This window comes from Aliiglaciecola sp. 2_MG-2023, assembly GCF_030548145.1.
GTDB classification, from domain to species: Bacteria; Pseudomonadota; Gammaproteobacteria; order Enterobacterales; family Alteromonadaceae; genus Aliiglaciecola; species Aliiglaciecola lipolytica_A.
This window is the reverse complement of the sequence record NZ_JAUORY010000005.1, coordinates 201496-214615: the sequence shown is the minus strand read 5'-3', so window position 1 is coordinate 214615 and position 13120 is coordinate 201496. Positions and strand designations below refer to the sequence as shown.

The window sequence follows — 13120 nt, the reverse complement described above, 5'->3', positions numbered from 1 at the left end:
CCGATGAAATTGTGGTCGAACATTTTCTACCTCGGTACTAAAGAATTACGCACAGTCATGCGAGACTTTGTCGTAGTGGGGCTGGTCATCTATTCATTCAGTCTCGATATATACCTACAATCAACAGCCATCAGTGAGTCGGTCAATAACGCATCAGTGGCAATTGTCGATGAAGATAATTCAGCTCTGTCGAGAAGAATTACCAATGCACTCTATCCACCATACTTTAAACAACCAGAACTGATTAGTGCAGATCAGATTGATGAAGCCATGGATCATGATCGTTTTATTTTTGTCGTTACGATCCCGCCAAACTTTGAAGAAGATGTGCGCGGCCATCGACAACCGACTGTGCAAATCGATGTTGACGCAACAGCAGTTTCGCAAGCTAGCCTTGGAAATAGCTATATTCAGACTATTGTGAATAAAGAAGTTAATCATTACGTAAATCGATCGGACCAAGATACAACATATGCGGTGACGTTAGTCTCTCGACGTGCATTTAACGCAAATGGAACTGGTATGTGGTTTGGTGCAATTAATGCGTTACTGAATCAAATTACGATGCTTACAATCATACTCACAGGGGCAGCACTTTTAAGAGAGCGGGAACATGGAACCATTGAACATTTGTTGGTTATGCCTCTCAACTCTTTTCAGATAGCGATGTCTAAAGTGTGGGCAAATGGTCTTATCATTCTGATCGCGTTCTCTATATCTATGTGGTTGGTTGTAAGTACATTATTGGATGTGCCAATTACTGGTTCCCGATGGTTATTGCTTGCCGGTACTACGGTTTATTTATTTGCAGCAGCAGCCATTGGTATTTTCCTTGGTACTATTGCGCGTACTATGGCTCAGTTTGCATTACTGTTAATGATCGTGATTATCCCGATGATGTTACTGTCAGGTGGATTAACCCCCATAGAGAGCCAACCGGATATCATTCAACCTTTTACTATGCTTTTACCGTCTCGACACTATATGGCGTTCGCACAAGCTGTGGTCTTTCGCGGTGCTGACCTAGTCATTGTTTGGCCACAACTGCTATATATGATTGGGCTGGGTTCTGTTTTCTTCTTTTCAAGCTTGGCATTATTTCGCAGAAGCATTGCCGCAGAGCACTAATTCTTTTTGGTTATAAAATTAACCTTTTTCATTTATTATTAAGGAGCACTAGATAATTAAAAAATATGTAAGTGAAAGCGAATTTTAGTAAATTTAGCCTAATAAAATAGCGTTGTTAGGAAACAATACTTATCTGAAGTTTGGGCTAATTAGGAACATTATGACAATAGATCTCATATACCAAAATATATTTGGCGCGGCTATTCTCGCTTTACTTTGTGTTATTGCGACAGTGCTCACTCGTCGCATCGGGGCTCCAATTCTTTTAGTTTTTTTACTGTTAGGCATGCTTGCCGGAGAACAAGGTTTAGGGGGGGTGAAATTTGATGATTTTAGCCTCGCTTTCCTATTTGGAAATGTGGCATTAGCCATTATCATTTTTGACGGTGGTTTAGGTACTCGTAAAGACACTTTTCGTGTAAGCCTCAAGCCAGCGTTATCTTTAGCTACTGTTGGCGTTTTAATTACCGCCGGCATCACCGGTTATGCCGCCCATGCGATTTTAGGATTACCATGGCAAGAAGGTTTACTAATTGGTGCAATTGTTGGTTCTACTGATGCTGCAGCAGTATTCGGCTTATTGAGGAATGCTGGATTAGAACTGAAAGAGCGTACTGGAGCCACCCTCGAAATTGAATCTGGATCAAATGATCCCATGGCCATATTTTTAACCATTACTTTAGTACAAATTATACAACTTAGTGGTGATGGTAGTCAGGGTTGGACAATATTTAATGAGCTTTTCCGTCAAATGGGACTGGGTCTAGCCATAGGTTTTGCAGGCGGTTATGTGCTGTCACAATTGTTAAGACGCGTACCCCTGCCTGTTTCATTGTATCCATTATTGGCGTTAGCTGGCGGTATTAGCCTGTTCGGTTTGACCACACTTTGGGATGGAAGTGGGTTTCTCGCGATCTTTATTGCTGGGGTAATGATTGGTAATACTTCAATTCCTTATAGCAATGATATCCATAGATTTCATGATGGTATCGCTTGGTTGAGTCAAATTGGTATGTTTTTAATGCTAGGCCTTTTGGTTACGCCAAGTAATCTGGTCCCGATCATAATTCCGGCTATGGCAATTGCTTTTGTACTGATATTTATCGCCAGACCATTGGCAGTATTGATTTCGTTACTGCCTTTTCACTTTCCATGGCGGGAACAAACCTTTATTAGTTGGTGTGGGTTACGTGGTGCGGTTCCAATTATCTTAGCGCTATTCCCATCATTGGCCGGATTAGAGCACACACAGACCTATTTTGAATTGGTTTTCTTTGTGGTTTTAATTTCTTTAGTGTTACAAGGTTGGACAATGGCTCCAATGGCGAGATGGTTGCAAATTGAATTGCCGCCAACGGCAAAAGAGCCTGAATATTTACAGTTAAAGATAAAACATGAACAGGATAAAGAACTCCTTATATATCCTGTTCTAGCCGGGAGTCGCGCGGCTGAGTCGACTATTAAACAATTGCCGTCAGCTGAAGGAAGTCAGATTGTTGGGGTTATTCGCAGAGGTATTCTTGCCGATGTTGAAGAGCACGAAAAATTGTTAGGGGATGATCAAGTGATGATTTTGGCTACCAGTAGCGCAAGACCTGCATTTGGCCGTTTTTTCGCTTCTGCTGCGCATTCGTCCTTCTTAGAATCTGACCGTTTCTTTGGGGAGTTTGTTTTGAATCCAGAGGCACGCTTAACCGATATAGCTCACGTCTACGGGTTCGACGTCGCCCCGTCTAATGAAGGCGTCACTATAGAGCGTTACCTTATCAATCATTTTCACGGTAAGCCCGTGGTTGGAGATCATGTAAAACTAGGTCAAGTTAAGCTAATTGTTCGAGAAGTTAATGGCGATCATATTGTATCTGTAGGTTTAAAGTTAAAAGCGGTTGAAGACAAAATTTGACATGAATAAGCCTTCAACCATTATCAATTTACAAACAAAAGAGACGGTTAAAATAATTCTCAATAATGCGTTAGCTGGTATAATTAAAAGCTATTAATGAAACCTTAACTGACTAAAGTTGTTTCACTGAATTGGACAGTTTCTGCCGCTAAAAGCTGCGCTATTACTGGTTGGCATAAATTGCAGATGAAGACTTGATAAAGGGGGGGTTAGGTTTATTAAACTCTCAATGAGCAGCGGTGGTGCGTTGTACATTAAATGGATAAGTCAGGTTACTATCAATTAAATAATGAATCGACACGACTACAAGGAATAGGAATGCTGTTGTGAACATTTTTGATATTATTTCTCGATCATCTTTCGCAGAAATTGCGGCGCTCTTAGTGTTAGCCGCTTTGCTAGGCTTTATCGGCCTGCTTTTGCGGCAACCTCTTATTGTCAGTTTTATTGCTGTAGGTCTAGTCGCTGGCCCATCGGTTTTAGATATCGTCCATTCTCAAGAACAAATTAAACTCTTATCTGAATTGGGTATAGCGGTACTGTTGTTTCTAGTAGGCATCAAACTCGATGTTAAATTGATTAAATCCATTGGCGGGGTATCGGTTTTAACCGGTCTTGGGCAAGTTGCTTTTACTTCTTTAGTGGGATATTACATTGGTTTAGCCATAGGTTTAGATCAGATTACTAGTGTATATGTAGCTGTTTCACTCACTTTTTCATCCACCATAATTATTGTAAAACTTCTGTCAGATAAGCGTGAAATCGACTCCTTACACGGTCAAATTGCGTTAGGGTTTTTGATAGTACAAGATTTGGTCGTAGTGTTAGCTATGATCGTTTTGGCCGCCATCGGTATTGGTTCTGGTCATGGTGGTGATTCATCTGTCTTACAGGTAGCAGCTTCAGGAGTTGGCTTGGTTTGCTTTGTGATCGTTTTTGTTCGCTATATTGCCAATCCCCTTACTGAAATATTAGCAAAAGCCCCAGAATTATTGGTTATTTATGCTATAGCACAAGCAGCGTTATTTGCTGCAATTGGTGATCTAGTGGGGTTGGGCATGGAAGTAGGGGGGTTATTAGCAGGCGTTTCTTTAGCCTCTACGCCATATCGTGAAAGTATTGCGGCTAGACTCGCGCCCTTACGTGATTTTTTATTATTGTTCTTTTTTGTTGCGTTAGGTGCTTCGTTAGATCTGACCCTACTGGGTTCTCATTTTCAAGGCGCAATCCTATTTTCATTGTTTGTGCTTATTGGTAATCCTCTAATTGTTATGATTATTATGGGGATGTTGGGGTATCGCAAAAGGACCGGATTTCTAGCAGGTTTGACAGTGGCACAAATAAGCGAATTCTCATTGATTTTTATTGCTATGGGTATCAGCTTAGGCCATGTACCCTCAGATATTTTAGGATTAGTGACTTTAGTCGGCATTGTCACTATCGCAGCATCAACTTATATGATCACTTATTCCCATCAATTGTATGGATTTTTTGAACCCTTTATTAGTTGGTTTGAGCGTCCTGGGGCACCTCGAGAAAAAGCCACTGAACACCTTTCCGGTGAAGATTACTCGGTGATTATCTTTGGGCTAGGCCGTTTGGGGACCGCTATTGCCATGCGTTTGAAACAGAAAGGAATCAAAGTGTTAGGCGTCGATTTTAATCCTGCTGCGATAAAACGTTGGAATTATCTGGGTCTAAGTACCGAGTATGGCGACGCAACTGATGCCGAATTTATTCTTGAATTACCCCTCAAACGCGCTAAATGGGTGTTGTCAACCATCCCGCATCACCAAACTGGCTTATCAGCAGAAGACACACGAAGAACCATAGTTCAATTAACTCAAGTTGCTGGTTTCACTGGCAAGCTTGGCGCTGTTTCACATAGTAGCGATGATAGCGAAGAGTTAGCCATACTTGGTGTTGAACTGATTTTAGAACCCTTCCAAGATACCGCAGATCGGGCAGCTAGTGTTTTACTCGATGGACTTTATGTGCAATCAAATGAAAATGTAATAGGAGATACTCAATATGAAAAGGTTTAAGAACTTTCTATACGTAATGAGCAATCACATGAACGAACCTTCACCCGCACTAATGCGAACAGTTTCCCTTGCTAAAAACAACCAAGCAGATTTAACCTTGCTTTATGTGCTTCCTAAACTTTCTCTTCCAAAAAGTACAGGTATTGATAAGCACAAACTCGAAGAAAATATCCTCAATAGTGAACTCGAAAATTTACAACAGTTGATTGCTTCCTTGGATAACGAGGTAAACGCAAAAGCTCAAGTCAGAGTAGGTAAAAGGTATTTAGAAAGTATCCGAGCCGTTCTTTCTCAAAAATATGATTTGGTGGTAAAAGAGGCTGATAAAGTTAGCTGGTTAGATCGCTTAATCGGCAGTGATGATATGCAATTACTACGCAATTGTCCTTGCCCAGTGTGGTTAATGAAAAAAGATGAACAGGCTGAATATAAACACGTTATGGCGGCGGTTGATTTTGATTCAGAAGATGATGAAACCTGTAACGATGAATTAAATGACATGATCATTGAACTCGCAGGGTCAATATCCTTGTCTGAATTTGCCACATTGCACGTAGTAAATGCGTATGACGTGCCTGATGCTGGATTTATTAGCCTTTGGGTCGAACAACCAGAAAAAGTTGAAAGAGAATTATACGAGTCGGAGTACCGTAATAGAAAATTTAGGATGGATTCTATATTTGATGAGTTAAAACAAAAAATAGGAGAGGAGGCTTTCAATTTCTTATCCCTTCGCTCACACATAAGTAAAGGCAACCCCGGTCAGGAATTGCCTAAAATAGCCGATAGCATTAAAGCCGATTTAGTGGTTATGGGAACCGTTGCACGGACAGGTATTGCAGGGCTTGTTATTGGAAATACTGCTGAGACTATTCTTTATCAATTACAAAGTTCAGTGTTAGCGATAAAACCTAAAGGCTTTGTATCTCCGGTTTCGTAAGCATTAAAACGGTTATTTAAATGGTGGCTGTTGTTACTAATCTCCTTTACTAAAAATAGCTCTTATTAGTGCAGGAGATTAGCTGAATCAGTGGTTTAGATAATCGTTGAGTTAGTTGCTATTTTTTACTTTTGTAAACGCTAAACGTAGCTGTTTTTCAATTTCAATAATGGTAAATAGTGCAACCCCAACAGCGACAATTATCAGACCATCCCAAAAAGGAATTGCCACAGTATCAAATACAGCTTGTAGTGGTTTTAAGTAAGTGATGGCAAATTGAGCCAGTGTAATGGCTAAAATTACTGACCACACAAATTTCGTGCCGCGAATCGCCTTCCAGGTTAACGATGTGCCATAAATATTACGGATGAAGAAAAGGTGAAAAATTTCCATAACAACCAGCGTATTTAACGCGATAGTGCGAGCCAGTTCAATTGAATAACCTTTTTCAATTGCATATTGATAAATACCGAATACACCGCATAAAAATAACAGCGAGACCAACACCACATGCCAAATTAATCCAGCGTTCAATAGCGGCTCATTGCGGCTTCTTGGGGGTCGCTGCATAGTATCTTCTTCTGTTGGTTCAAAGGCCAATACCACCCCGAGTGTGATTGCCGTAACTAAATTTATCCATAAAATTTGTATTGGGGTGACAGGTAATGTCATTCCCATTAATAAAGCCACAATGATTGTCATGGCTTCACCGGCATTAGTGGGTAACGTCCAGCTAATTACCTTTTTCAAATTATCGTAAACGGTCCGTCCTTCCGCAACAGCTGCGACAATGGAAGAAAAGTTGTCATCAGCTAATACTAGGTCAGCTGCTTCTTTAGCTGCTTCGCTGCCTTTTTGTCCCATCGCAATACCGGCATCCGCGCGCTTAAGGGCAGGGGCATCATTCACCCCATCCCCCGTCATGGCAACTGTCATTCCATGGGATTGTAGGGCCATAACGAGTCGTAGTTTGTGTTCAGGACTTGTACGCGCGAAAATATCACAATCGAGGACGATTTGGCGTAACTGAGTATCATCCAGTTGGTCTAAATCTGCGCCAGTAAGGACCTTTTCAAGGTTGTGCAAACCGATTTGTTTGCCAATAGCCGCCGCAGTTTTAGTATGGTCACCCGTTATCATTTTGACTTGTATACCTGCGCGATGACATTCAGCTACTGCCTCAATTGCCTCTTGCCTAGGGGGATCGATCATGCCAACTAAACCTAATAAGGTTATACTGCCAGTTATATCCTGATGTTCCAGAACGGAATGCTCTGGCGGCATTGATTTTACCGCGAAAGCTAAAACCCGCTGACCTAAAGCTGCGATAGATTCTGATTGTTCATTCCAGTAGTTTTTATCAAGTGGTTCTGTTGAACCATCCGCGCCTCGTTGATTTTCACACATCGCTAATATTTGTTCAGGCGCTCCTTTGATAAATGCAAAAGCGTGTTGTTCGTGATCATGGTTTAGGGTAGCCATAAATCGATGTTTAGCGTCAAACGGAATAGCGTCTGTGCGTGTCCATAGGGCTTTTTCTTGGCGAATATCTAAATCCATTTTCCCAGCGAATGCTAATAAAGCGCCTTCCATAGGATCACCTTCTACCGTCCAGTTATCCCCAACCTCGCGAAGCGCCGCATCGTTACACAGTGTTGATGCTCGAGCTATTTCTTCGAGCATAGAATGTTCATCCAGAGTGACTGTATTGTCGCCTAATTTTAGTGTGCCCCTAGGCTCGTAGCCGTTTCCGGTTAGGGTAAATAAGTGCTTGTTGGTAAGAACAGACGAAACCATCATTTCATTGCGGGTCAGAGTTCCAGTTTTATCGGTACAAATGACAGACACAGAACCCAATGTTTCAATCGCTGGTAGTCGTCGGACGATGGCATTTCGACGAGCCATAGCTTGTACGCCAATAGCAAGTGTAATCGTTAATACCGCTGGTAAACCTTCAGGAATTGCCGCAACGGATAGGCCAACTACAGCCATAAACATTTCAGTAAAATCGTAGTTAGCGACAAAAGTACCAAATACAATTAATAAAGCTGCGATCACCAAAATGAACACCGTTAACCATTTTGCAAATATTCCCATTTGCGTAACTAGGGGAGTGGTTAGCGTTTCAACTTTATTCAATAACCCACTGATGCGTCCTATTTCAGTATCCGGCCCAGTAGCAACGACCACGCCTTTGCATTGTCCACTAGTAACTAATGTTCCTGAAAACGCCATACATGAACGATCGCCTAAGGATGAATTTACATCTACCAGTTGAATGTTTTTTTCTACAGGAACCGATTCACCGGTTAAAATGGCTTCTTGGATATATGCGTTATGCGCGCTGAATAATCTCAAATCGGCAGGGACTTTATCTCCAGCCTCTAAAAGCACGATATCACCAGGCACTAAATTTTCGCCATCAATGGTAATTCGTTCACCGTCGCGAATAACATTCGCCTTAGGTGCTAGCATGTGACGAATAGCATTCATTGCTTGTTCGGCTTTGCCTTCTTGGATATAACCAATAATGGCATTAGCAATCACAACCGTTAATATTACGCCGCTATCTATCCAATGCTCAAGCAACGCAGTAATGATTGCAGAGCCGATTAGTACATATATTAATATGTTGTGAAAGTGTGAAAAGAACCGTAGTAAAGGATTTCGCCCTGAAGTTTGCGGAAGTCGGTTAGGTCCATGATTTTTAAGCCTTTCGATGGCGTCGCTTTGGGTTACGCCTAACTCGTTTGAGTTTAATTTAGCAATAGATTCTTGTGCTGAAATAGTATGCCACAACAACTGAGTCCCAGCGGTTTTTACTTTTTCCATTCTAACCGTCCTTTCCTATTACAAACATCCACACTCTAAGTACAAATCGCTTTTAGGCAATTTGCTTTTAAAATTAGATAGGTGATTTAATGGGGTTAATTTCAGAATGGGGAAGTATAAAGGTTCGAAAAATCAGTCGATATAGGTAATAGTACGTATTATTTTCGTGGTTTCGATCGGAACCTTAAATGTCGAAGTGAGTTGTCTATATAGTTAGTTTTTTTTGCGTTTTCGCTTTCTAACTTGATGCGCAATGAATCTTGGGAGTAAAACAAAATTTAGAAAAATAGAAATAACTAAAATCGTTGCACTGAGAACGATTGTTCCTACCGCAATTATTTCTAATATAAATGGAGGATGATTAAAACCGAACCTCAAAAATTTTGCTAGTTCATAACGGTTAGCCGTGATCAAATCATCAAGCCAAATACCAAGGTAAATTAACCCTAAGCCAGGTAGTAATAGCCACAGGGCGTTGGAGATTACTACCATATAGTTTAATCTAGCATTTACTCTTTGAGCAACGGTTTCCGCGTAAAGAGTCGAGGTATAACTCTTAATTACCAACATTGACCCTAAGCCGACAGTAAAGATCATACACAGTAACCATAAGTGCCGCGTCATCTCTGGTAGTCGATCAGGCTCCCTTGAACTGCTTAAATCCGCAACGAACCAAATAGTAGCTAGATAAATCAGAAAAGCCAAAATAGCGAGTAAAAATATTGGAAAGATCCGTTTATTTTGTTTTTTTAATAATTGCTGATGTTGTTTATTTTTTTCTTCGAGACGTTTTAATGCATCCATGTATAAATCTCTGTTAGTTTGCTCATTGACCATATTGCGGTCGTGCAAGCTGAGGCTTTTGACAATCAAATGATGATATTTAGATAGTCAAAAACCCCCTGACCATTATTTTTTCACCCAATCACCATCATATTTGATGTAGTGGCCCTTAGCGGTTTTTTCGAAGGCTTTTTTAGCGGCTAATTTTTCAACTTGTGCTAAAGATATATTATTTTTATTTGCCAACTCAATGTATTTCGCTTTGCGTTTAACATTGATCTCACCAACTAATTCCATCACATCAGAGCGGTTTACTACCGCGCCTAAATAGCCGTTGTCTTGTTCGCCGACTAAACCACTTTGTTTAGCATCATCTAACTCTAGAGCAAATACAGCGCTACAAAAGAGTAGGGTACTTAACATTGTTATACGTAAAAATTTCATCATAACTCCTTAAAATAATTCACTGTCATCACTGAAGATATCATCTAATTCTTTGTCAACTTTAACCCTAATTTCATGGTCAACTTTAACGTTAATATTAATTGTAATCGGTTCTTTGGTTTCAACTTGCACTGTGTGCGTACAAGCAATGATAAACATTGCAGGAACCAATATGAGCAGTTTTTTCACAGATTCTTATCCTTATTTGATAATCTTTGTTGAATGCGTTTTTCAATGGAATTTTGAACTGAGTTAGTTATTCGCATTGACTTAAATAACGTGAAAATGTTTTCTTTATGGCTGTAATTAAAGTTTATTTCTTGGTTTTTTTCAGGGTTAATTCCATTTATTCCGATTTTCAAATCTAACCAGCCATCATCCGACAGAGATACTTCACTTGAAAGCTTGCTAAATTCGACATTTTCTAAAAAGGCCAATTGATCTTGCTGTTGTTTGATGGCGTTAAAGGCTTCGTTATTGCTTATTTTTAACTTACCAGGCCCATCGTTTAATAATATACCTTTGTCAATTGTGCTGAATCCAGAGTCCCAATAAATGGGTAGATCTCCAGATACTTCACCACTAACTTCGATACCTTCTTGATTTTGTAAATCTACCAGTTGCTTTAAATCAATATCATTAATATCCAGCATAAGTAATTGTTTTCGGTTGTCTAGCCAAAAGTCAGAAAGTGTCACTTGTCCGCCAATAATGTGGGCTTGGGCAAAATCTAACTTAGGCACACTATCGTGCATACTTAAACTTGCGTCAATCTGCGTCATGGGGACACCTACATTAATCTCTTCTATGTTAATTTTGCCATTGTTAAGCTGAATTCCAGATGAATCAAGTAGAAATGGAGCGTCAATTTGTGCATTTATTATCTGATAATCTTGGTATTCGGCGCTCAAATTATTCAGCATAGCCTTACCGTTGAAGTCACTTTCGTCATTTGCCTTTGTTAAACTCACCGCTAGTTTTCCGGTTAATAAATTCAGCTCTGGCGCTAACTGTTTCACAATGGAATTAAGATAGGTTACTGACTGTTCAGGCACTAAAACCGATATATTTTGCTCATCGTGAAATAGATTCCCTAATAAACCAGAAGGCAAAGTAAACTCATGGTTCCCAGCTAACTTGTAGGGTTGAATCTGGCCGTTAACTTGATGGTTAAAATCGATACTACTTATATTGACAGTATTTGCAGTAATGCCTTGTAATTTTGATTTCCCGTTGCCACTGATTTGTTGAAATTCAGCGAAACTAAGGCTTAGATCGTTACTAACCGTTTTCACCGCAAATTTATCATTTTGAATCCCTTGCAGCTTAGTTTTAAGATTAACGGTTAACAGAGCGATTGTGTCTTGCTCAATGTTAAAATCAGTGACCAGAGAACGAATAGTTAATGCTTTATTTGTTAACTCGTTAGCCTGAATCTGACCATTACCACTTGTTTTCCAAGGGCCATCAGCGCTTTTTAATAAAGCGAAATCGAAGCGAGTATTAACGGATTTAATTGTGCCTAAATCGGTTGTTACATCGCTAATCTGAAAAAGGTTCTCAGTACCGCTAATTCGAGTTTCTTCAGCCTCTTTTAAAATACTCCCAGAGGCCGTGATATTTAGTTTTGCGTCAATAGATTGAGCACTATCAGCACTTAAAATAGCGGTTGCATTGGAATTTAGTGTCATCTGATAATTTAATTTCACATCGTTTTGACTACTTATTTGAATATCATTCAACTTAATTTTTACTGGATTTTCCACTGCATTAGACATGAGGTTAATTTCTGGCAGCGTAATACCCGATTGAGATACAGTATTAAGTGCAGGGATGTCTATTAACCAAGAATCTAGATTGACTGCAGTGGTAACCGCTGTCGCCGAACTACATTGACTCGTTGTTACTTGAGTATGTAAAGAGCTGAGGTCTATTTGCAGTTGCAACGATGTCAAAATTAACTGGGTATCTATGACCCCATCAACTTGCAGTGGGATCGCACAATTATCAAATGTAATAACATTGCTGAGGTTAAACTCATGTTGGCTTTGAAGCATTGACCCTGAGTATTGAAAATGGCTTTGAATTGGCATTTCCATCAAACCTTGCCAATCTTTAATATAGCCTTGATAAGGCTGACTCATTATTTCAAGTTGCTGGCTTTGCGATAAAATTAACTTTCCAGACCAATTAAAATCGCCGCTAACATTGCCTTTAGCTATCACCAGATTTGCCTCTATGTCACCTCTAATGGCCAGTTCCGAGCGACTGGGTTGAAAAATGCTAATACTTAAAACGTGTTCAAAAAGATAAGAATCTATATTGATTTGGGCAATTTTAATCAGCGGCAAAAGCTCTGGCAGTGACCATAACTCATTGTTAGCTACTGTTTGCTCAAATGCGACAGGGCTTGCTTCAGGATCAGCGTCTGATGAGTAGGGGATTTGTTGATGGAGTACATCTATGCGTTCGATATTAACATTGGCTTGAGTAATAAAATTGCGTTTAGAAAACTCGCTTGAGGCAATAGTATATTCTGCGTTATTGATTTGAATCTCTATACCTTCGGCCTTGAGACATAATGTTTTGATGACTAATAAAGGATCCATACCAACGTCGAAGTCTAAACATTCTATGGAAACATCCTCTGTTAGCCAAAAGGAACTTACCCATTTTACCAACGAGTTTCTAAACACAAACGAAAACAGCAGCGCTAAAATAAGCACCAAACACAAAACGACGAAAGTTCGTATTACTTTACTGATGGTTGATTTCTTTTGTGTCACTTAGGTTATCTTCCTGATTTCTAATGCACTTTGTTAAGTCATTGTGTTAAATCATTATGCTCAGTCTTTAGATACGAATTTAAACTGAGTTTAGATAATTGAATATTAACATGGACATTACGCAACATAATTAATTCCTTAAGGTTTTTTTATATCTCCTAGATTGGCGCTTTGTAGGTAAGATATTCATTATTTATCGTCGAAGATGAGTTGCCCAAACAGGTGAACTTGATTTACGGTGTACTTCCTAAAACTTTCT

The 13120-nt window shown here is 39.8% G+C and carries 9 protein-coding genes; 4 read left to right on the top strand and 5 right to left on the bottom strand.

Annotated features, from left to right (window positions below):
• Positions 1 to 3 precede the first annotated feature (3 nt).
• The 4 genes from Q4567_RS07470 to Q4567_RS07455 all read left to right on the top strand — a co-directional run bounded on the left by Q4567_RS07470 (position 4) and on the right by Q4567_RS07455 (position 6016).
• Complete coding sequence (locus Q4567_RS07470) at positions 4 to 1128, top strand: ABC transporter permease (protein WP_303499950.1); 1125 nt, start codon at positions 4 to 6, stop codon at positions 1126 to 1128.
• A gap of 160 nt (positions 1129 to 1288) precedes the next feature.
• Positions 1289 to 3031: a potassium/proton antiporter gene (locus Q4567_RS07465; RefSeq protein ID WP_216046619.1), complete on the top strand. Its 1743-nt coding sequence runs from the start codon at positions 1289 to 1291 to the stop codon at positions 3029 to 3031.
• Between the two features lie 326 nt (positions 3032 to 3357).
• Positions 3358 to 5076, top strand: coding sequence for a cation:proton antiporter (locus tag Q4567_RS07460; protein WP_368509177.1), 1719 nt, complete (start codon positions 3358 to 3360; stop codon positions 5074 to 5076).
• Positions 5063 to 6016, top strand: coding sequence for a universal stress protein (locus tag Q4567_RS07455; protein ID WP_216046618.1), 954 nt, complete (start codon positions 5063 to 5065; stop codon positions 6014 to 6016). The genes Q4567_RS07460 and Q4567_RS07455 overlap by 14 nt, the downstream gene beginning before the upstream one ends.
• 111 nt (positions 6017 to 6127) lie before the next feature.
• Here Q4567_RS07455 and Q4567_RS07450 read toward each other — a convergent pair whose 3' ends face one another.
• The 5 genes from Q4567_RS07450 to Q4567_RS07430 all read right to left on the bottom strand — a co-directional run bounded on the left by Q4567_RS07450 (position 6128) and on the right by Q4567_RS07430 (position 12861).
• Positions 6128 to 8848, bottom strand: coding sequence for a cation-transporting P-type ATPase (locus Q4567_RS07450; RefSeq protein ID WP_303499947.1), 2721 nt, complete (start codon positions 8846 to 8848; stop codon positions 6128 to 6130).
• A gap of 213 nt (positions 8849 to 9061) precedes the next feature.
• On the bottom strand, positions 9062 to 9652 hold the full coding sequence (locus Q4567_RS07445; protein WP_303499945.1) for a hypothetical protein: 591 nt from the start codon (positions 9650 to 9652) through the stop codon (positions 9062 to 9064).
• A gap of 105 nt (positions 9653 to 9757) precedes the next feature.
• On the bottom strand, positions 9758 to 10078 hold the full coding sequence (locus Q4567_RS07440; RefSeq protein WP_216046615.1) for a YdbL family protein: 321 nt from the start codon (positions 10076 to 10078) through the stop codon (positions 9758 to 9760).
• Between the two features lie 6 nt (positions 10079 to 10084).
• Positions 10085 to 10234, bottom strand: coding sequence for a YnbE family lipoprotein (locus Q4567_RS07435; RefSeq protein ID WP_216046757.1), 150 nt, complete (start codon positions 10232 to 10234; stop codon positions 10085 to 10087).
• A 26-nt stretch (positions 10235 to 10260) separates the two neighbouring features.
• A complete protein-coding gene (locus Q4567_RS07430; protein WP_303499943.1) occupies positions 10261 to 12861 on the bottom strand; it encodes a YdbH domain-containing protein in 2601 nt (866 codons plus the stop codon).
• Positions 12862 to 13120 lie beyond the last annotated feature (259 nt).